This window comes from Hydrogenophaga sp. SL48 (assembly GCF_021729865.1).
GTDB lineage: Bacteria > Pseudomonadota > Gammaproteobacteria > Burkholderiales > Burkholderiaceae_C > Hydrogenophaga.
In genome coordinates, this window is record NZ_CP063400.1 from 799,375 (window position 1) to 818,326 (window position 18,952).

The window sequence follows — 18,952 nt, forward strand, 5'->3', positions numbered from 1 at the left end:
GCTGGCAACGGCTCCCCTTTTCGCTTTCAGAACAAGGAGACAGTCATGGTTGAAAAAGTCATTGCCACCCCGGCGGCGGTCGAGCTGATTCAGTTGCTCAAGAGCAAGCACGGCCCCGAGCTGATGTTTCACCAGAGTGGCGGCTGCTGCGACGGCAGCGCGGCCAACTGCTACCTGCCCGGCGAGATCACGATGGGCGCGGGCGACGTGTGGCTGGGCGAGATCGGGGGCTGCGGTTTCTACATCGGCAAGGCGCAGTACGCGCTATGGCGCCACACCCAGCTCATCATCGACGTGATCGATGGACAAGGGGGCACCTTCTCGATCGAAGGGCCGGAGGGCAAAGCGTTTCTCACGCGCTCGCGCGTGTTCACCGAGGTCGAGATGGCCGAGCTGGAGGCGCAGGAGCGGGCTGCCGGCGTGGCACCACACCGCTGATGGCACAGCGGGTGTTCCATTTCCGAACACCTTCACCCCCGGACAGCGTGGCACGGAACTTGTAGCCAGAATCGGCTGGAACAACCGCCACCGACCCGGGGCTCATGCACACGCCGGGCGATTTTGTTGGAGACACGACATGAACCCACGCCCCTGCTTTGCCCTTCGCCGCCTGAACGCCGCGCTGCTGATCGCCCTGACCAGCGCCAGCGCGGCCCACGCCCAGACCACCCTGCAGGAGGTCGTGGTCACCGCCAACCGGCAGGAACAGAAGAGCTTCGACGCGCCCGCGTCCATCCAGGCCGTGGGGCAGGACGTGATCGAGGCGGCGGGGCCGCGCGTGAACCTGTCCGAGGCCATGAACCGCATCCCCGGCATCACGGTGCTCAACCGCCAGAACTACGCGCAGGACCTGCAGCTGTCGATCCGTGGCTCGGGTTCGCGTTCGCCGTTTGGCATCCGCGGCGCGCGCCTGATCGTCGACGGCATCCCCGCCACCATGCCCGATGGCCAGGGCCAGGCTTCGACCATCAGCCTGCCCTCGGCGCAGCGCATCGAGGTGCTGCGCGGCCCGCTGGCCCAGCTCTACGGCAACTCGGCCGGGGGCGTGCTGCAGGTGTTCACCGCCGACGGACCCAAGACCCCCGAGGTGCGCTTCAGCGTGGACGCGGGTTCCGACAACCTGCGGCGCTACGGCCTGCAGGCGGCGGGGCAGAGCGGTTCGCTGAACTACGTGATCGACCACAGCGACTTCTCCACCGACGGCTGGCGCACCAACGGCGCGGCCAAGCGCCAACACACCAACGCCAAGCTGCGTTGGGCGGCCAGCGAACAGACGAAATTCACCCTGGTGGCCAACGCCTTCGACCAGCCCGAATCGGGCGACCCGCTGGGCCTGACGCGCGAGCAGTTCCAGGCCAACCCGCGCCAGGCGGTGGCGAACTCGACCCTGTACCACGCGGGCAAGGACGTGTCGCAGAACCAGGTCGGCCTGGTGGCCGAACACAAGATCGACGCCCGGAGCGACATCACGGCACGGGTCTACGCGGGCGAACGCGATCTGGACAATCGGCTCTCGATTCCGCTGGTGGCGCAGACCTCGCCCACGGCGGCGGGCGGCGTGGTGCAGCTGGACCGCAGCTACAGCGGCACCGGCCTGCGCTACGCACGCCGCATCGCGGCCGGTGAAGGCGAGGTTCGCCTGAGTGCGGGGCTCGATGTGGAGCGCATGAGCGAGCGCCGCCGTGGCTTCATCAACAACCTGGGCGAGCAGGGCGAGCTCAAACGCGACGAAGACGACAGCGTCGACAGCACGGGCGTCTACACCCAGGCCGACTGGGCGATCAACGAAGGCTGGAGCGCGGTGGCCGGCCTGCGCGCCAACCGGGTGAACTTCCGGGTGAAGGATTTCTTCGTGCGCCCCGGCAACCCCGACGACAGCGGCCGCACGCGCTTCAACGCCACCAACCCCGTGATCGGTCTCACGCGCCACCTGAGCCCCGACACCAACGTCTACGCCAACATCGGCAAGGGCTTCGAGACACCGACGCTGACCGAGATCGCCTACACCGCCGACGGCAGCGGCCCCAACCTCCACCTCAAGTCCGCGCGCAGCACGCACGTGGAGCTGGGCCTGAAGACCAAGCTGGGCGAAGGCCAGCGGCTGGACGCGGCCCTGTTCCACATCGGCACCACCGACGAGATCGTGGTCGCGTCCAGCAGCGGCGGGCGCACGGTCTACACCAACGCCGGCAAGACCAGTCGCTCGGGCATCGAGCTGGCCCACAGCGCGCAGTGGAGCCCCGAGTGGCGCACGCATCTGGCGTTCTCCACACTGAACGCGCGCTTCGACCAGGCCTTCACCAGCGGCAGCGGCGCCACCGTGGCCAAGGGCAACCGCATCCCCGGCACGATGAACCGCACGCTGTTCGGCGAACTGGCCTGGCAGCCGCGCGCCTGGCCCGGCTTCACCGCCGCGCTGGAGGCGGTGCACCGCGGATCGATGGTGGTCGACGATGTGAACAGCGACCGCACCGACGCGGCCACCCTGTTCAACCTGCGGCTGGGCTGGGAGCAGAAGCTGGGCGCGTGGAAGCTCAAGGAGTACCTGCGCGTGGACAACCTGGCCGACAAGGCCACCATCGGCTCGGTGATTGCCAACGACGGCAACCGGCGCTTCTTCGAGCCGGCACCAGGTCGGCAGTGGGGCGTTGGTGTGACGGTCGGCTACGCTTTTTAAGCCGGTCAGGGACGCAGAGCCTGAGAAGCATTTGACCGCATGGGCGCATGCTGGTCGAGCTGCAGAAGCCTTGCCCGAGCAGGCCCGGGAAGAGGTCTGGCAGGCAAAAAAACGATGTGATAGCCTGCACGGCAAAGAGCCGCCAAGGCTTGACCAGCGGCCGGAACATGCTGTCCAACACCAACCACGCCATCCTGCAGAGCATCATCGACAACCTGCCGAGCGGGGTCACGATGTTCGATGCAGACCAGCGTCTGGTGGCCTACAACCAGCAGGTGCGCACGCTGCTGGATTTTCCGGACGAGCTGTTCGCCCACGGCATGCCCACGTTGCACGACTTTGCCCTGTTCAACGCCAGACGCGGTGAGTATGGTCCGGGCGACCCGGAGAAACAGGCCCGCGCGGTGTGTGATCGAGCCCACAAGCAGCAGGCCCACGTGTTCGAGCGCCAGCGACCCGATGGCACGGTGCTCGAGATTCGCGGCACCCCCCTGCCCACCGGCGGGTTCGTTTCGATCTACACCGATGTCACAGAACGCAAGCGCACCGAGCGGGAGGCCCGCCGGCTGGCGGTCTATCTGGACGCCGTGATCAATGCGCTGCCGCAAGGGGTGACCGTGATCGACGAGCACCTGGTGATCCGGCTGTGGAACCGCAGCTTCGAGCAACTGCTTGATCTGCCCGAGGGACTGATGAAACCTGGTGTGACCTTCGAGGATGTGGCCCGCAGCAATGCCCTGCGTGGCGAGTATGGTGATGTGGACGTCGAAGCCAAGGTGTCCGAGGCGACCGCCCTGGCCCGCCAGTTTTTGCCGCACCGCCTGATCCGGCAGCGACCGAATGGGCGCACGCTGGAGATCGAGGGCAGCGCGCTGAGCATCGACGGGCAGATCCGCGGGTTCGTGACCACCTACACCGACATCACCGAACTGCGCGACACCCAGGGTGCCCTGGAGCGGCTGAACACGGAGCTGGACCAACGGGTGACCCAACGCACGCGCGCCCTGCAGGACCTCAACAAGGAGCTGGAGTCCTTCACCTATTCGGTGTCGCACGACCTGCGCACGCCGCTGCGCAGCATTCAGGGTTTCTCGACGCTGTTGCTGGAGACCGAGGCCGACAAGCTCAGCGAGCAGGGCCGCACGTCGCTGCAACGCATCCAGTCCAACGCGGGTCGGATGGGCTCGCTGATCACCGACCTGCTGTCCATGGCCCAGCACAGCCGCAAGGACCTGGACCTGCAGCGGGTCGACCTGAGCGAGGTGGCACAGGTTGTGGCCGCCGAGCTGCAGCGGGGCGACCCGGGCCGCCGGGCCGACTGGCGCATCGAGCCAGGGCTGTGGGTCCAGGCCGACCTCGGGCTGGTGCTGCTGGTGTTGCAGAACCTCCTGGGCAACGCCTGGAAGTACAGCGCGCAAAGGGACGTGGCGGTGATCGAACTGAGCCGCAGCGGCGGGACCGACGGCATGTGCTGGTTCGAGCTGCGAGACAACGGCGCCGGCTTCGACATGCAATACGCCGACCAGCTGTTCCAGCCCTTCAAGCGGCTGCACCGCCCGAACGAGTTTGAGGGCACGGGCATTGGCCTGGCCATCGTGCAGCGCATCCTGCATCGGCACGGCGGCTCCGTCACCGGTCAGGCCGAGGTCGGCCAGGGTGCCCTCTTCAGGTTCTGCCTGCCCTGCGCGCAGGCCGAGCTGCCCCAAGGACTCTGAGAGGCTGAGAGGACATCGACCCGGCCCGGGACTCAGAGCCCCGGCTTTTGCAACGCCTTCAATACCTCGGTCTGGAAGTCCGGGCCTTCGGCTGCGGCCATGAAGGCGTCGATGTTGCCATCGAAGCGCACCGTGCCCTGGTGCAGCAGCATCAGGCGGTCGGCGGTCTTCACCTCTTCGATCAGGTGCGTCGCCCAGAGCACGGCCATGCCGCGCTCTTTGCACAGGCCACGCACGGTGTCGAGCAGTTGCTGGCGCGAGGCCGGGTCCAGGCCCACGGTGGCTTCGTCCATCAGCAACACGCGTGGCTCGTGCAGCAGCGCGCGCACCAGTTCCACCTTGCGCCGCGTGCCGCCCGAGAGGCTGCGCACCACCGCCTTCGCCTGATCGGCCAGGCCCATGCGGGCGAGGCCCGCTTCGATGCGCTGCCTCGCCACCGAGCGCGGCAGGCCGTGCAGGTCGGTGTGGAACAGCAGGTTGGCCATCACCGGCAGGTCCATGTCGAGCGCGGTCTGCTGGAACACCACGCCCAGCGACGCCAGCGCGCGGCTGGGGTGGCGCTGCATGTCGTGTCCCATCACCACGATGCGGCCCTGGTCGGGGCTGAAGAGGCCGGTGAGCAGTTGCAGCAGGGTCGATTTGCCCGCGCCGTTGGGGCCGAGCAGGGCGACCATCTCGCCGCCTTTCAGGCTCACGCTCACGCCCTTGAGCGCGGGCTTGCTGCCGTAACTTTTGTGCAGGTTGTCCGCGTGCAGCGGCAGGGTGTCGGTCATGCGGGTGTCTGGGGTGGGGCGCCGTTCAGGCCGGCTTGGCGAGCAGGTTCATGCGCGCGAGCAGCTTCTTCTCGCGCTCCACCGTGGCCAGCACGGCCTGGCGGTAGTCGCGGGTGTTGAGGTAGTCCAGCGACTGATCGTACTTGGCGAGCGCGCTGGTGTGGCGCTCGCTGACCATGGCCCTGTGGAACACGTCGTGCAGCTTCTGGATCACGGCCGCCGGCGTGCCCGCAGGTGCGGCCAGGCCCCAGGGCGAGGTGTAGACCGCCTGCGGGTAACCGAGCTCGCGCATCGTGGGCGCGTCGGGCCAGCGCGGGTTGCGCGTGGCGTTGAAGGTGGCCAGCAGCCGTATCTGCCCCCGATCCACCCAGGGTGCGAAGCCGGTGGAATTGACGCCGGCCATGATCTGCGCGCCAGCGATCGCGAGCATCTGGTCGGCCGTGCCCTTGTAGGGCACGTGCACGTAGCTCACGTTGTGCTGCAGCAGGATGTCTTCCATCGCCAGGTGCGCGGTGGTGCCGATGCCGGTGGAGCCGAGGATGAGTTCACCCGGGTGCCTGATCGCCCAGTCGATCAGCTCGGCGGCGCTCTTGAACGGGCTGCTGGTGGGCACCAGCAGGCCGAAGCTCACCCCCGAGACCTGCACGATGGGCGCGAGGTCGGCCACCGGGTCCCAGGGCACGTGGTTCATCAGCGCGTGGCGGTACACGGTGATGGGCACCTGGCCGATGGTGTGGCCGTCGGGCTCGGCCGCCTTCAAGGCCGGCGCCACCAGCGTGCCGGCCGCGCCGGGCTTGTTGACCACCACGATGGGCTGGCCGAGCAGCGGCTCGGCCTCTTCGCAGAGGATGCGCAGGGTCAGGTCGGTCTGCCCGCCGGCGGGCCAGGGCACGATGAGCTGCACCGGCTTGCTGGGCCAGGCCACCGGCGTGTTTTGCGCCAAGGCCTGCAGCGGCAACAGGCCGCCGAGGCCCCAGGCCAGCAGCTCGCGGCGGCGCGGTGCAAGAGGTGTCTGAGGCGGGGGAGAGTCGGTGTGGTGGTTCATCGCGGGACAGGCAAAGAGCTCCGGGTTCAGAGGCACATGGCACGGTCAAAGGCAAGTTCTGTTCCCGTTTGGCTGGCATCATTTTTGCGGCAATCGGCTGCGCCGCAGAGGTGTCGCAACACAGCACAGGGTTTGTCCCTAGGCCGTGCGCGCCCCGGCCAGCGGTTCAATCACCTCAGTCCATACCAAGGAGACAGACACATGGCTTTTTCATCGCGCCCTTCTTCGTTCAACCCTCTGCGCTCGGCCCTGCTGGCCGCCGGCCTGTGCACCGCCCTCACCGCAGCCCACGCCCAGGGCGCGGGCAAGGTGTATGTGTCGAGCGAGAAGGACAACCAGATCCACGTGTTCAACGCGAGCGGCGAGCGCCAGGGCGCCATCGACGTGTGCAAGCGGCCGCGCGACATGTCGTTCAGCGCCGACGGCCAGCAGATCATGGTGATCTGCGGCGACAGCAACGCCATGGGGCTGGTGAATGTGGCCACCGGCAAACTGACTGGCACTGTTCCATTGGGGGACAGTCCCGAGATGTTCGACCTGAGTCCGGATGGCAAAACCGCCTATGTGTCGATCGAGGACGAGAACGTGATGGCGGCCTACGACATCGCGACGAAGAAGCCGGTGTTCGAGGTGAAGACCGGTGGCGAACCCGAAGGCGTGCTGGTCACGCCGGACGGCAAGACGGCCTACGTCACCTCCGAGGTGGCCAACGTGGTCCACGTGATCGACCTCGGCACGAAGAAGGTGACGAAGAACATCAAGGTCGGCAAGCGACCGCGCCGCTTTGTGATGTCGCCCGACGGCAGCGAACTCTGGGTCACCAACGAACTCGACGCCACCGTCAGCGTGGTGGACACCAAGACGCACACCGAAAAGCAGAAGATCAAGTTCGAGGTCAAGGGCATGCGCCAGGCCGACATCACGCCCGTGGGCATGACCCTCAGCCCGGATGGCAAGAGCATGTGGGTCGGGCTGGGCAAGGCCAACCACGTGGCCGAGGTCGATGTCGCCACCAAGGCGGTGAAGACCCAGGTGCTGGTGGGCAAGCGCGCCTGGGGCATGGGCTTCCACCCCGATGGCAAGACGCTGTATGTGGCCAACGGTCTGTCGGACGACATGACGCTGGTGGACACGGCGAGTGGCAAGGCGCTGAAGACGGTGCCGGCCGGGCGCGTGCCTCACTCGATTTTGGTGAGTAAATGACCCACCCCCGTCGCTTGTTCGCTTCGCGTAACCGCTCCTCCCCTCAAGGGGCAATGCCTGCGGCCCGTCCTGAGCTTGTCGAAGGGCAGTTCCGCGGCATTCTGGTTTGGGGTGCCCTGCGCGCCTGCGGGTTGGCGTTGTTTGGCTTGGCTGGTTTGTTCTCCCTGCCTGCTTTCGCGGCGACCAAGGTCACCATCGCCGTGGTGTCGCTGGACGGTGATCCGCGTTACGCGCCGCGCCGCATGGAGAAGGCCTACCCCGGTCACCCGACGGGTCGCGCCATCGACGGCGTGAAGCTGGCGGCGGAAGATTCGGCGTTCGAGCTGGACGCAGCGGGGCTGGAGCTGGTGGTGAAGGACGTGGTCTTGCCCAACGCGGCCGCGTTGCCCAAGGCGCTGGCCGAGCTGAAGGCCGCCAAGGTGCAGCACGTGGTGGCCGACCTGCCGTTGCCCGAGTTGCGCGCCCTGGTGCAGGCCGCGCCCACGGCGCTGGGTGGCGCCATCGTGTTCAACACCGCGCTGGACGACGACAGCCTGCGCGGGGTGCAGTGCGCCGCGCACCTGCTGCACACGGCGCCCAGCCGCGCCATGCTGAGCGACACGCTGGCGCAGTACCTGGCCGCGCGCAACTGGCGCAAGGCGCTGCTGCTGCAGGGCCCCTTGCCGGCCGACGTGCCGATGACCGAGGCCTTCAACCGCTCGGCCAAACGCTTTGGCATCAAGGTCGTGGCGCAGAAGCCGTTCAAGCTCACCGGCGATCCGCGCGAACGCGACCTCGGCAACACGCGCCTGCTCACCGGCGACCGCGAACACGAGGTGGTGGCGGTGATGGACAGCGACGGCGAGTTCGCGCGCCTGCTGCCCTACGCCACGCAATGGCCGCGCCCGGTGGTGGGCGCCAACGGCCTGGTGGCCACGGCCTGGCACCCGCAGTGGGAGCGCTACGGCGGCCCGCAACTCACGCGCCGCTTTGTCAAGCTCGCGCAGCGGCCCATGCAGGGCCCCGACTGGGCGGCCTGGGCCGCGGGCCGCGCGGTGGCCACGGTGCTCGCCGAGAACCCGAAGGCGCCGGTGGCTCAGCAGCTCAAGGCGCTGCGCGGCGGCAGCACCACGCTTGACGGTTTCAAGGGCCGCAACCTCTCGTTCCGTGCCTGGGACGGTCAACTGCGCCAGCCGCTGTTCCTGAGCCACGTGGACGGTGTGGTCGGCACCGCGCCACTCGACGGCGTGTTGCATCCCAAGGAAGTGCTCGACACGCTGGGTGTCGATGAACAGGAGAGCGCATGCAAAGCGCGGCCGTGAATCCCGCCGTGGCGCCCTCGCTGCCCCTGCACCTGCTGCGTGCGCTGCGCGCGGTGGTGGGTCGCGAGTTGAACCGCTTCTTGCGCCAGCCCACGCGCCTGGGCTCGGCGCTGGTGCGGCCGCTGCTGTGGTTCGTGGTGTTTTCGGCCGGCTTCAACAACGTGTTCGGCGTCGCCATCGTGCCGCCCTACGAGACCTACATCGAATACAAGGCCTACATGGTGCCCGGCCTGCTCGGCATGGTCGCCCTGTTCAACGGCATGCAGAGCTCGCTCTCGATGGTCTACGACCGCGAGATGGGCGTGATGCGCCTGCTGCTCACCGCGCCGCTGGCGCGCGGCTGGCTGCTGGCCTTCAAGCTGCTCGCGGGCACCTGCCTCTCGGTGCTGCAGATGGGGGTGTTCCTCGCGATCGCCTGGGCCTTTGGGGTGGAGGTGCCGCTGGCCCACCTGCCGGGCCTGCTGGTCGCCATGGCCTGTGGCGCCACCATGCTCGCCGCGTTGGGGCTGATGCTCTCGGTGTACGTGAAGCAGCTGGAGAACTTTGCCGGCACGATGAACTTCGTGATCTTCCCCATGTTCTTCATCAGCCCCGCGCTGTACCCGCTGTGGAAGCTCGAAGAATCGGGCGCGTGGTGGCTGCTGAAACTCGCCGAGTGGAACCCCTTCACCCACGCGGTCGAGGCGATGCGCTATGCGCTGGTGGGGCAGTTCACGGCGCTGTCGTGGGCAGTGGTGGTGGGCTGCGGTGTGGTGTTTTTTGTGGCGGCGCTCTGGGGGTACGACCCGCAAAGAGGCTGGGTCAAGAGCAAGGGAGGTGGCGGATGAGCCCGTTCATTCAACGCCGCCATCTGGTGGGCAGCGGCTTGATGGCTGCACTGCTGCCCGCTGCGCTGCGCGCGCAAGACGACCAGACCGGCGGCGATCCGCTCGGCTCCATGCAGTATCCCAGCCTTCGTGAGCAGACCATCGGCCAGGCCACGGCGAAGTTCTCCGACGCGGTGGTGATCAAAGGCCCGGCCTTTGCCGACGATGCGATGAACGTGCCGCTGCTGGTGGACGCGCGCGCGCTCGACAAGGTGGGCGGCGGTGTCGCGCGCATCCGCGTGGCGGTGGACCGCAACCCGGTGCGCCAGGTGCTGGACTTCGAACCCCTGCGTGCGCTGCCCATGCTGGCCTTTCGCATCCGAATGGAGCAGGCCTCGCCGGTCCGTGCGTTCGTGCAGACCCAAGACGGCCAGTGGCATGTGGGCAGCACCTGGGTGCAGGCGGCGGGCGGCGGCTGCACGGTGCCCGGCCTCACGCGCGCCGACGGTTCCTGGAGCAAGACCCTGGGCCAGGTGCAGGCGCGCTTCTTCAACAACGTGCTCGAAGGCAGCCGGCGCCTGCGCGTGCGCGTGATGCACCCCATGGACACCGGCCTGGTCGCGGGCATTCCGGCCTTCTACATCGAAGACCTGCAACTGGTGGACGGCGCTGGCCAGGCATGGTGGAAGCTGTCGCTGCACGAGCCGGTGTCGGAGAACCCGATCATCACCTTCGAGCTGCCGCCGCAGGCGGTTCCGGGCCTCCGGGTCGTCGGTCGCGACAACAATGGCAACCGCATCGACGCGGAGGTGGGCGCGTGAAGCGGCTGCTGTGTTGCATTGCGTTTGCGCTCGCAAGCGCCTCGCAGGCGCAGACCATCGCTGTGCCACCGATGGCCGCCAAGCCAGACGCGGCCACCTTCAACTACGACCTGAAGCCGCGCCAGATCGCCGACGGCACCTGGGTCATCGAAGGCGCGGTGCAGGACTTCAGCCGCGCCAACGGCTGCAACATCATCAACACCGCCTTCATTGCCACCGGCGCGGGCGTGGTCGTCATCAACACCGGGCCGTCGCGCGGGTATGGCGAGCAGCAGCGCCGCGCCATCGAGCGCATCACGCGCGAACCGGTGCAACGCGTGCTGGAACTCAACCTGCACCCCGACTACTTCTTCGGCAACCAGGCCTGGGCCGACCGGCCCACGCAGGCGCTGGCCGGCAGCATCGCCGGCATGCAGGCCGAAGGCACGGCCTACGCCGACAACCTCTACCGACTCTGCGGCGACTGGATGCGTGGCACCGAGTCCACGCCCGCGCGCGAGGCCGTCTTGCCGCAGACCCTGCAGGTCGGCATCCACAAGCTGGAACTGATGCGCCTGCACGGCCACACCGCCGACGATCTGGTGGTGCTTGACCGCCACACCGGCGTGCTGTTCGCGGGCGGGCTGGTGTTTGCCGAGCGCGTGCCGACCACGCCGCACGCCGACTTCGCGGCCTGGCTGGCCAGCCTGGATGCGCTGGAGCGGCTCATCACCAGTGGCCAGGTGAAGACCGTGGTGCCCAGCCACGGCCCGGTGCACAGCGGGCTGGCCGGCGTGCAGCAGACGCGCGACTGGCTGCAGTGGCTGACCACGCTCATGCAGTCCAGCGCCGAGCGCGGGCTCGATCTGGGCGAGGTGCTGCGCACGCCCGTGCCCGAGCGCTTCGCGCGCTGGGCCGCGCAACCCGCCGAGCTGCACCGCTCGCTCACGCAGTGGTACCCGCGCTACGAGCAGCGCGTGCTGGCTGCGCCAGCGAAGTGACCCATTTTTGAACAGTGTCACAAGGGTGTCTCGCTGAGCGGGGCGGCTTTGGCGCAGTTGGGCCCCGGTGCTCCGTTTGGAGGGTCGATCTTCTCGGTGAAAACCCTAGGGAATCGGCTGGCACAGAAGTTGCCATTTCCTGGTGGCGTGCATGTTCAAGACCGGAGGGCCGGAGCCAGAAAAAGAGCGGTCGGACAGCACCAACCACCGGAAAGCCATCAACCTCACGAACGAGCAGGAGACCCACAGTGAAACGCACCCTATTGAGCCTTTTGGTCATGGCCGCCACGGCCCACGTTGGCGCCCAGGGCGTCACCGACGCGATGATCGCCAACGACGCCGCCACGCCCGACAACGTCCTGAGCTGGGGCCTGGGCACCCAGGGCCAGCGTCACTCGCCGCTGACAGGCGTCAACGCCAAGAACATCAGCAAGCTGGTCCCCGTGTGGTCCATGTCGTTCGGTGGCGAGAAGCAGCGCGGCCAAGAGTCGCAGCCGCTGGTGAACAAGGGCAAGATGTTCGTCACCGCGTCCTACTCGCGCATCTTTGCGCTGGACTCCAAGACCGGCAAGAAGCTCTGGAAGTACGAGCACCGCCTGCCCGAGGGCATCATGCCCTGCTGCGACGTGATCAACCGCGGCGCCGCGCTGTACGACAACCTCGTCATCTTCGGCACGCTGGACGCCCAGCTCGTGGCCCTCGACCAGGACACCGGCAAGGTGGTGTGGCGCGAGAAGATCGACGACTACTCTGCCGGCTACAGCTACACCGCCGCCCCGCTGATCGCCGAAGGCCTGCTCATGACCGGCGTGTCCGGCGGTGAGTTCGGCGTGGTCGGCCGCGTGGAAGCGCGCGACCCCAAGACCGGCAAGATGGTCTGGACGCGTCCCGTGGTCGAAGGCCACATGGGCTACAAGGACGGCAAGGAAAACGGCATCACCGGCACCACCAACGCCACCTGGCCCGGGGACACCTGGAAAACCGGTGGCGCCGCCACCTGGCTGGGCGGCAGCTACGACGCCAAGACCGGCCTGGCCTATTTCGGCACCGGCAACCCCGGCCCCTGGAACAGCCATGTGCGCAAGGGCGACAACCTGTATTCCACCTCCACCGTCGCCATCGACGTGAAGACCGGCCAGATCAAGTGGCACTACCAGTCGACCCCGAACGACGGCTGGGACTACGACGGTGTGAACGAGTTCATCACCTTCGACATGGACGGCAAGCGCGTCGGCGCGAAGGCCGACCGCAACGGTTTCTTCTATGTGAACGACGCCGAAACCGGCAAGCTGCTGAACGCCTTCCCCTTCGTGAAGAAGGTGACCTGGGCCACCGGCATCGACCTGAAGACCGGCCGTCCGAACTTCGACCCGGCCAACCGCCCTGGCGACCCGACGGCCGCGGGTGGCGACGGCGCCAAAGGCAAGTCGGTGTTCTCGGCGCCCGGCTTCCTGGGCGGCAAGAACCAGATGCCCATGGCCTACAGCCCCAAGACCGGCCTGTTCTACGTGCCCACCAACGAATGGGGCATGGAGATCTGGAACGAACCCATCACCTACAAGAAGGGCGCCGCCTACCTGGGCGCGGGTTTCACCATCAAGCCGCTGTTCGACGACCACATCGGTTCGCTGCGCGCCATCAACCCCAAGACCGGCAAGGTCGAGTGGGAAGTCAAGAACGAGGCTCCGCTCTGGGGTGGCGTGCTGACGGCCGGCGACCTGGTGTTCTGGGGCACGCCTGAGGGCTACCTCAAGGCCGCCGACGCCAAGACCGGCAAGGTGGTGTGGCAGTTCCAGACCGGCTCCGGCGTGGTGGCCCCTCCCATCACCTGGACCGAAGGTGGCGAGCAGTACGTCTCGGTCGTGTCCGGCTGGGGTGGCGCGGTGCCGCTGTGGGGCGGTGAAGTGGCCAAGAAGGTCAACTTCCTGGAGCAGGGCGGCTCGGTCTGGACCTTCAAGATCGCTAAATAGGCTCCCCCCTGCGCCGCTGCGCGACTTCCCCCTTAGGGGGACCACACCTTGGACCGGCGGAGCCGGCTCCTTGGTGTGTGCTGGGTGGGACTCTTGGCATCCTCTGCCGCGTCTGAGTTCCACCCTTTTTGTTTTCTCTGTTTACTGATTTGTGAGTTGTGATCATGCGTACCCTTCTTCTCCTCACCTCCGGCCTCCTGCTCGCTTCGGGCGCTGCGCACGCGGTCGACGAGGCGGCCGCCATCGAGCTGGCCAAGAACAACGGTTGCCTGTCGTGCCATTCGGCCAAGGAAAAAATCGTCGGCCCCGCCTACAGCACCGTCGCCGACAAGTACCGGGACGACAAGGACGCCGTGGCGAACCTGGTCCAGTCCATCCAGTACGGCAGCAAGGGCAAGTGGGGCCGCATCCCCATGCCGCCACACCCGGGCATGAACGCCGCCGACATCAAGACCCTGGCCCAATGGGTGATGACCGCCAAACACTGAGGGCGCACCGCTCGCGAACCGCCACGGGGGCGGGCGCGATCCTGGTGCGAGCGCTGGTGGGTGCCGCGCTCTGCGGCGCGCTGCAGGGCGCTGCCCAGGCCTTTGAATTGAGCGGCGAGAAGGCCCTGGTGGCGCTCACCAAAGACGGCCAGCGAACCCGCATCGGCTCCGTGTTTTTCCAGCCCGCGGCCGCCGGCGCCGCAGGCTTCCGGGTGCAGATGGACCGCGCCGTGATGCAGGACCACTTCCTCTCCATGCGCGAGTTCAAGTGCCTGCCCGCCGCGCAGGAAATCACCTGCTTCGTGGCCTACCCCTATGCGCAGCCCGGCACCGTCTCACCCGGTCAGCTCGCGTGGCTGGAGCACAGCCTGCTGTTTTTCTACAAGCAGCCCGCCGACTTCGGCGCCAAGCTCTGGAACGGCATCATCTTCAAGTTCACGCAGACACCCACCGGCCTGGTGGGCCGGCCGCAGGCCGTCGACCTCAACCTGATCGGCGTGCCGCCCGACAAGCTCAACGAGCCCCCCTACGGCCCGTTTCAGCGCGACGACTTTGCGCCCGGGGCGCGCTGGGTGCAGGAACTGCGCATCGAATGACCTCCGGTGCCCGTCGGAGCGCGCAGGGGCTGCCCGCCGGCCGGTACATGTCGTCACACCTGGATGCACGGTGCGGTGAATTCTGTGGATAGCATCCGGTCCAGTCTTTCACAACAGGAGCACCCCATGACAACACCAAACCCCTTCAAGACCCTGAACCGCCTGGCACTGGCCCTCGGCTGCCTGGCCTCTGGCGCCGCCTGGGCCCAGGTCACCGTGGTGGTCACCCCGCCGGTGGTGGTCCAGCCGGTACCGACCCAGCCCGTGGCGTCTGCGCGGCAGCAGGAAATGGCCGTGCAACTGGCCCGGGCCAACCTTTCTCAGCAAGGCGTCACCGAACCCACCACCGCCCAGCTCGCGCTGGCCACGAGCGATGTGCAGGCGATGCGCGACACCGGCATGGGCTGGGGCCAGATCGCCAACAGCCTGGGCTTGCGCCTGGGCTCGGTTGTCAGCGCCGCGAACAAGGCGGACAAGGCCGACAAGGCGGATCTGCGGGCCGAAGCCGGGACCACCAGCAAGCGCCCGGCATCGGCCGGCAGCCAGGGGGCCAGCGGCAACAAGGGAACGGGTGGCAGCAGCAACGGCGGCGGTCAAGGTGCCGGCAGCGGCGGCAACAAGGGCGGCGGCGCCAGTGGCGGTGGCGGCGGTAGTGCCGGCAATGGTGGCGGCAACGGGGGTGGAAAGGGCGGTGGAAATGGAGGCGGAAACGGCGGCGGGGGCGGAAAAGGTGGCGGGAATGGCGGAGGCAATGGTGGTGGCAACGGCGGGGGCAAGCGCTGAGCCGGTCACCGTCCCATCACGCTGCGTGTCAGCCCGCGTGTTGACGGACGGCGGGTGGGGGTTGCAGCGCCCGCTGGCCTGAGCGCGGGCACCGCATGGCGGGTCTGGCGCACCCACCCCGAGGTGAGCACGCCCCCGGTCCGGACACCGGGTGGCGCCTGCGCCTCACGCTGTGGCGTCACCGGCGGTCGTCGTCCTTGTCGTCATCGTCCACACCGTCGTCTTCGCCATCCTCGTCATCGTCATCGTCATCGCTGCCGTCGTCAGGGCAGCTTGACTTGACGGCTGTGTCGCAACCGTCGTCGTCATCCTTCTCATCGCCTTTGTCGTCCTCGCCATCGTCGGCGTCCGATCCTTCGACCTTCACCTGGCTGGCCACCATCACACCGTTGTTGACGGTTCCGTGGACCTCCACATGCATGCCGACCGACAGCGTGGTTGGCGTGGCGCTGGCGTCGACCGGGATGCCATCGACGCTGAAGCTGGACGGGCTGGTGTACGACGTCACGCGGCCTTCCAGTTCGCTCGATTCGGTGCCGTTGTCATCCCCGTCATGGTCGTCGTCCAGCTCGACACGGCGGGCTTGCAGGACGCCATTGACCATGTCGCCTTGAACTTCGACCCGGCTTCCGGTGGCCAATCCCTGCGGTGCTGTGCTGGAGCCGCTGGCGTCCACCTGGATGCCGTCGACACTGAAGCTCTGGGGGTTGTCGTAGGCGGTCACGGTGCCTTTGAACGACTTGGCACTGGTGGTGGTGCTGCTGTCGCCACCACCGCCACCGCAGGCGGTCAGCCCGGCAACCAGCAGCGAGGCGGCCACCATCCGCACCGATGTCAAGGGGAAATGGGAGGCGGGGTCGTGGGGATTCTTCATGATGGGTTGTCTCTGGCTTGGATGTGAACGACGCAAGGGCTAAAACGCGTCGGCCAGCAACGAATCTGTGCCGACAACTTCATGTTCCAAATCACCGATTAAGACAAGCTTAAGGGCCGGTTTTGCTTGCGCGGTTTACGTTTTGCAACGCGAAGCCCAACGGGTTTTCCGACGGCCGTTGAAGCCGCCTTGCGGCGTTCCGCTGATCGCGTGAGACGCCGGGCACCTGCCTGAATGCGAAGCGCTGGGCGGTCAGCGCACCCACTCTGCCTGCAACAGGCCTCCGGTCAGAAACCCGCTCGGCACCCGCTCCTCTCGCTGCAACTTCAGCAGCCCTTCGCCCAGGCAATACCACTCGCGGCTGATCAGCGGGACGTCGGTGAAGCCGTTGACCGGGTCGGTGTAGAGGTTCAGGCGCGCCTGGCCGACCACGCGCAGGCAGGGCTGGTGTTCGCTGCCGTCGGCGAGCTTCACGCTGTCGTCCACCGCTTCGATGCGCCAGGTCATCTGTGCCTTGTGGGTGTACTTCAGGTCGCGCGGGTGTTCGTTCTTGCGCTGCAGCAGGTAGGGCACGGTGACGGTGGTCCACTCGGTGCCGACCTGGTAGGGTGCCTTGAGCACCCAGACGGGTTCGGCATCGGCCGTGGGCTGATTGTCGATGTCGGTGCGGGTGGCCACGCGGCGCACACCCTGCTCATCCACCTTGAGGTAGTAGCTCACGCCGGCCGAGTGGTGGCGCACGGCGACGGGCTGGTCCTGGAAGGTTTCGGGTGCGCTCACGCGCATCGTCCAAGTCTCGGGCTCGCGTGGCTCGTCCAAGGTGTAGGTGACGGCGAGGGTCTGCTCGCTGCCTTCGCGCAGGGGGAACCACTCATTGCCCATGTCGCGACCAGAGCACCCCGACAGCAAGGCCACCGCCAACCAGGCAACGGGCGCCATCCAAATGGCGGCACCGGAGCGCGTGTCCGAAACACAGTCGCACCGTGGAACCGGCTTCGCCGGGCCACAGGAGCGGTCCCCCTCCCGCCGCAGGCGAGAGAGGGGGAAGACGCGAAGCGGCGCAGGGGGTGTCATCACTTCTCCGGCAACTGCGCGCGTGGCAGATCGCGCAGCTTGATCTCGACCTTGTCGTTGCTGGCAGGTCTCAACCAGGCCAGGCCGCCCTGGCCCCGGCGCGGTTCGGTTTCGCCCAGCTGCGTGTTGCCGTCGCGCGCCTTCTTGACGCCGTCGCCGAGGATGCGGTGCAGGTCTTTTTCGTAGGGCAGCTTGAAGGCGCGGGGCATCTCCAGCGGCTGGTTGTCTTTCATGGGGTTGACCCAGAGGTAGATCGCGCCCTTGTGGCCGCGCCCGGGGCTGGGTTCGTCGAACACCGCCGAGAGCAGCACGAAGCGCTGGGGCAGTTGGTCTTCGGCCGGCCAGCCCGAGACGCCTGTGAAGGTCTGGTGCCCGAAAGCGTAGAAGCCGCTGACCAGCAGAACCATCGCGGCCTTCAGGCCCCAGTGCCAGCGCGTGCCCAGGCACAGGGCGAGCAGCAGAAAGGCCAGCAGCGCGTAGACGAGGGCGAGCAGCAAGAGCTGCGAGGAAACGGCAGGGATCATGGGTGCTTGTTCTTCTCGGTGAATCAGAGTCCCGTGCGCTGCACGATGGTTTTGGGCTGTGTGCTGAGGTCGGTCACAGTGCCGCTTTCGTCGAGCGTGAATCGAACCAGGGTGCGCTCGTCGCCCTTGCGCGGGATCTGCTGGGTGCCGGTGAACACGATCTCGGCCTGCGGGTTGACCTTCACCACCGCCACGCTCACGTCCACCGGCTGCTGGTCTTTGCTGTCGTAGTAGTGGGCGTTGACCACGTACTCGCCGGGCACGATGCCGCGCAGGGTGACGATCTCCTGCCGGATGGGGCTGCTGAACTCGCGGCCGTTCACCAGCACGCTGCTGTTCTTGGCGCCGCGGTCGTCGCGGTCGAGGTGCAGCAGACCGGCGTCGCGCTGGCGAAACCAGAGCGTCTTGCCGCCGGGCTCCATGACCCAGGCGTCCACGTCGTTGGGGTTGTTGTCGGGCCACGAGACGGTGACCATGAACTCGGCCTTGGCCGGCACGTCGCCGGCCTTGCGCGCGTTGGGGTTGAAGGCGAGGATGGCGATGACGAAACAGAAGACGAAGGCGATCAACATGTTGAACAACATGTCGTAGAACGGATCGGTCTCCGTGTCACGGACCGGTCGGCCGATCGCCATCGCTCGCTCCGTCGGACGTCAGGGAAAGCGCCAGCGCATCGGCCACCAGCGCGTCGGCAAAACGGTCCAGCCGCATGAGCTGCAGACCCAGCAGGATGTTGCCGGTGAGCCCGGTCACGGTGGTGAGCAGCGCGATGCCCAGGCCGCCGGTCAGGCTCTTGAGCAGCTGGGCCGACTGGCTGGGGTCGAAGCTCTCCAGCTGGCCGAGGTTGAGCGCGAGGATGGAAAAGCCGATCACCTTGCCCAGCAGACCCAGCTTGAGCTGGATGCCGTTGAGCCACCAGGCCATTTCGTGCGGGCCGTGCGCGCGCTCGCCCAGCACCAGCAGCCACGAGGCGCGGTCGGCGCCGGGCTGCGCCGTGCCCTGCAGGAATTCACCGCTCCAGCTGCCAGCGTGTTGCGCCTGATCGAGCGCCGTGCGTTGGCGGCCCAACACCCAGGCGCGCCGCCCGGCCCAGCCCGAGCAGCCGATGAACATCAGCACGATCACGATCGTGAGCCGTGTCGGGTCGGCCTCGATCAGCCGGTGCCAGGCGCCCGCCTGCCAGAGCAGCAGCGAAGCAAAGACCAGCAGCCCCATGAAGGCCAGCCAGAGCAGGAACAGGCCCTGGTCGGTGCGTTCGATGGAGAGCGGCGCGCGCCGGCTGCCCGGCAGGTGACGCACCACCAGTGCGCCGAACATGCGGT

19 protein-coding genes are annotated in these 18,952 nt (G+C 67.4%); 12 read left to right on the forward strand and 7 right to left on the reverse strand.

Translation table 11 applies throughout. The annotated features are described in order from the left end of the window. The first annotated feature begins 45 nt into the window (after nucleotides 1-45). The 3 genes from IM738_RS03850 (at nucleotide 46) to IM738_RS03860 (ending at nucleotide 4,392) form a co-directional block, all read left to right on the forward strand. The gene (locus IM738_RS03850) at nucleotides 46-438 is read left to right on the forward strand and encodes a DUF779 domain-containing protein (RefSeq protein WP_236964580.1); all 393 of its coding nucleotides are present in this window, start codon (nucleotides 46-48) and stop codon (nucleotides 436-438) included. Between the two features lie 139 nt (nucleotides 439-577). Then, on the forward strand, nucleotides 578-2,677 hold the full coding sequence (locus IM738_RS03855; protein ID WP_236964581.1) for a TonB-dependent receptor family protein: 2,100 nt from the start codon (nucleotides 578-580) through the stop codon (nucleotides 2,675-2,677). Between the two features lie 167 nt (nucleotides 2,678-2,844). Next, nucleotides 2,845-4,392 carry a sensor histidine kinase gene (locus IM738_RS03860; protein WP_236964582.1) on the forward strand — a complete coding sequence of 516 codons (1,548 nt, stop codon included), beginning with the start codon at nucleotides 2,845-2,847 and terminating at the stop codon, nucleotides 4,390-4,392. Nucleotides 4,393-4,424: 32 nt separating this feature from the next. Here the strand turns inward: IM738_RS03860 and IM738_RS03865 are convergent, their stop codons facing one another. Then, nucleotides 4,425-5,165: an ABC transporter ATP-binding protein gene (locus tag IM738_RS03865; RefSeq protein ID WP_236964583.1), complete on the reverse strand. Its 741-nt coding sequence runs from the start codon at nucleotides 5,163-5,165 to the stop codon at nucleotides 4,425-4,427. Nucleotides 5,166-5,190: 25 nt separating this feature from the next. After that, nucleotides 5,191-6,210 carry a tripartite tricarboxylate transporter substrate binding protein gene (locus IM738_RS03870; protein WP_236964584.1) on the reverse strand — a complete coding sequence of 340 codons (1,020 nt, stop codon included), beginning with the start codon at nucleotides 6,208-6,210 and terminating at the stop codon, nucleotides 5,191-5,193. A gap of 201 nt (nucleotides 6,211-6,411) precedes the next feature. Between IM738_RS03870 and IM738_RS03875 the strand changes: the two genes are divergently transcribed. The 9 genes from IM738_RS03875 to IM738_RS03915 all read left to right on the forward strand — a co-directional run bounded on the left by IM738_RS03875 (nucleotide 6,412) and on the right by IM738_RS03915 (nucleotide 15,158). After that, entirely contained in the window at nucleotides 6,412-7,413 is a 1,002-nt protein-coding gene (locus IM738_RS03875) for a PQQ-dependent catabolism-associated beta-propeller protein (protein WP_236964585.1), read from the forward strand. 155 nt (nucleotides 7,414-7,568) lie between these two features. Next, nucleotides 7,569-8,714 carry a branched-chain amino acid ABC transporter substrate-binding protein gene (locus IM738_RS03880; RefSeq protein WP_236964586.1) on the forward strand — a complete coding sequence of 382 codons (1,146 nt, stop codon included), beginning with the start codon at nucleotides 7,569-7,571 and terminating at the stop codon, nucleotides 8,712-8,714. Next, a complete protein-coding gene (locus IM738_RS03885) occupies nucleotides 8,696-9,541 on the forward strand; it encodes an ABC transporter permease (RefSeq protein ID WP_236964587.1) in 846 nt (281 codons plus the stop codon). Before IM738_RS03880 ends, IM738_RS03885 begins: the two co-directional genes overlap by 19 nt. Then, entirely contained in the window at nucleotides 9,538-10,341 is an 804-nt protein-coding gene (locus tag IM738_RS03890) for a quinoprotein dehydrogenase-associated SoxYZ-like carrier (protein ID WP_236964588.1), read from the forward strand. Before IM738_RS03885 ends, IM738_RS03890 begins: the two co-directional genes overlap by 4 nt. Then, complete coding sequence (locus IM738_RS03895; RefSeq protein ID WP_236964589.1) at nucleotides 10,338-11,321, forward strand: quinoprotein relay system zinc metallohydrolase 1; 984 nt, start codon at nucleotides 10,338-10,340, stop codon at nucleotides 11,319-11,321. Before IM738_RS03890 ends, IM738_RS03895 begins: the two co-directional genes overlap by 4 nt. A gap of 278 nt (nucleotides 11,322-11,599) precedes the next feature. Next, entirely contained in the window at nucleotides 11,600-13,291 is a 1,692-nt protein-coding gene (locus tag IM738_RS03900; protein ID WP_236966456.1) for a PQQ-dependent methanol/ethanol family dehydrogenase, read from the forward strand. A gap of 164 nt (nucleotides 13,292-13,455) precedes the next feature. After that, on the forward strand, nucleotides 13,456-13,779 hold the full coding sequence (locus tag IM738_RS03905; RefSeq protein WP_236964590.1) for a c-type cytochrome: 324 nt from the start codon (nucleotides 13,456-13,458) through the stop codon (nucleotides 13,777-13,779). Next, a complete protein-coding gene (locus IM738_RS03910; protein ID WP_236964591.1) occupies nucleotides 13,755-14,375 on the forward strand; it encodes a hypothetical protein in 621 nt (206 codons plus the stop codon). Before IM738_RS03905 ends, IM738_RS03910 begins: the two co-directional genes overlap by 25 nt. A 126-nt stretch (nucleotides 14,376-14,501) precedes the next feature. After that, on the forward strand, nucleotides 14,502-15,158 hold the full coding sequence (locus IM738_RS03915) for a hypothetical protein (protein ID WP_236964592.1): 657 nt from the start codon (nucleotides 14,502-14,504) through the stop codon (nucleotides 15,156-15,158). Between the two features lie 178 nt (nucleotides 15,159-15,336). Here IM738_RS03915 and IM738_RS03920 read toward each other — a convergent pair whose 3' ends face one another. The 5 genes from IM738_RS03920 to IM738_RS03940 all read right to left on the reverse strand — a co-directional run bounded on the left by IM738_RS03920 (nucleotide 15,337) and on the right by IM738_RS03940 (nucleotide 18,947). After that, nucleotides 15,337-16,032 (reverse strand): DUF5666 domain-containing protein, encoded by a 696-nt coding sequence (locus IM738_RS03920; RefSeq protein WP_236964593.1) that lies wholly within the window; start codon nucleotides 16,030-16,032, stop codon nucleotides 15,337-15,339. A gap of 252 nt (nucleotides 16,033-16,284) precedes the next feature. Beyond that, nucleotides 16,285-16,971: a hypothetical protein gene (locus IM738_RS03925; protein WP_236964594.1), complete on the reverse strand. Its 687-nt coding sequence runs from the start codon at nucleotides 16,969-16,971 to the stop codon at nucleotides 16,285-16,287. Nucleotides 16,972-17,105: 134 nt separating this feature from the next. Continuing rightward, complete coding sequence (locus IM738_RS03930; protein WP_236964595.1) at nucleotides 17,106-17,630, reverse strand: hypothetical protein; 525 nt, start codon at nucleotides 17,628-17,630, stop codon at nucleotides 17,106-17,108. Nucleotides 17,631-17,653: 23 nt separating this feature from the next. Then, nucleotides 17,654-18,265 carry a hypothetical protein gene (locus tag IM738_RS03935; protein ID WP_236964596.1) on the reverse strand — a complete coding sequence of 204 codons (612 nt, stop codon included), beginning with the start codon at nucleotides 18,263-18,265 and terminating at the stop codon, nucleotides 17,654-17,656. Continuing rightward, nucleotides 18,240-18,947: a hypothetical protein gene (locus tag IM738_RS03940; protein ID WP_236964597.1), complete on the reverse strand. Its 708-nt coding sequence runs from the start codon at nucleotides 18,945-18,947 to the stop codon at nucleotides 18,240-18,242. Before IM738_RS03940 ends, IM738_RS03935 begins: the two co-directional genes overlap by 26 nt. Between the last annotated feature and the right edge of the window lie 5 nt (nucleotides 18,948-18,952).

Coding starts and splice junctions, on each gene's coding strand:
- IM738_RS03850 (WP_236964580.1), top strand. CDS start 46: ATGGTTGAAAAAGTCATTGCCACCCCGGCGGCGGTCGAGCTGATTCAG.
- IM738_RS03855 (WP_236964581.1), top strand. CDS start 578: ATGAACCCACGCCCCTGCTTTGCCCTTCGCCGCCTGAACGCCGCGCTG.
- IM738_RS03860 (WP_236964582.1), top strand. CDS start 2,845: ATGCTGTCCAACACCAACCACGCCATCCTGCAGAGCATCATCGACAAC.
- IM738_RS03865 (WP_236964583.1), bottom strand. CDS start 5,165: ATGACCGACACCCTGCCGCTGCACGCGGACAACCTGCACAAAAGTTAC.
- IM738_RS03870 (WP_236964584.1), bottom strand. CDS start 6,210: ATGAACCACCACACCGACTCTCCCCCGCCTCAGACACCTCTTGCACCG.
- IM738_RS03875 (WP_236964585.1), top strand. CDS start 6,412: ATGGCTTTTTCATCGCGCCCTTCTTCGTTCAACCCTCTGCGCTCGGCC.
- IM738_RS03885 (WP_236964587.1), top strand. CDS start 8,696: ATGCAAAGCGCGGCCGTGAATCCCGCCGTGGCGCCCTCGCTGCCCCTG.
- IM738_RS03890 (WP_236964588.1), top strand. CDS start 9,538: ATGAGCCCGTTCATTCAACGCCGCCATCTGGTGGGCAGCGGCTTGATG.
- IM738_RS03900 (WP_236966456.1), top strand. CDS start 11,600: ATGGCCGCCACGGCCCACGTTGGCGCCCAGGGCGTCACCGACGCGATG.
- IM738_RS03905 (WP_236964590.1), top strand. CDS start 13,456: ATGCGTACCCTTCTTCTCCTCACCTCCGGCCTCCTGCTCGCTTCGGGC.
- IM738_RS03910 (WP_236964591.1), top strand. CDS start 13,755: ATGGGTGATGACCGCCAAACACTGAGGGCGCACCGCTCGCGAACCGCC.
- IM738_RS03915 (WP_236964592.1), top strand. CDS start 14,502: ATGACAACACCAAACCCCTTCAAGACCCTGAACCGCCTGGCACTGGCC.
- IM738_RS03920 (WP_236964593.1), bottom strand. CDS start 16,032: ATGAAGAATCCCCACGACCCCGCCTCCCATTTCCCCTTGACATCGGTG.
- IM738_RS03925 (WP_236964594.1), bottom strand. CDS start 16,971: ATGGCGCCCGTTGCCTGGTTGGCGGTGGCCTTGCTGTCGGGGTGCTCT.
- IM738_RS03930 (WP_236964595.1), bottom strand. CDS start 17,630: ATGATCCCTGCCGTTTCCTCGCAGCTCTTGCTGCTCGCCCTCGTCTAC.
- IM738_RS03935 (WP_236964596.1), bottom strand. CDS start 18,265: ATGGCGATCGGCCGACCGGTCCGTGACACGGAGACCGATCCGTTCTAC.
- IM738_RS03940 (WP_236964597.1), bottom strand. CDS start 18,947: ATGTTCGGCGCACTGGTGGTGCGTCACCTGCCGGGCAGCCGGCGCGCG.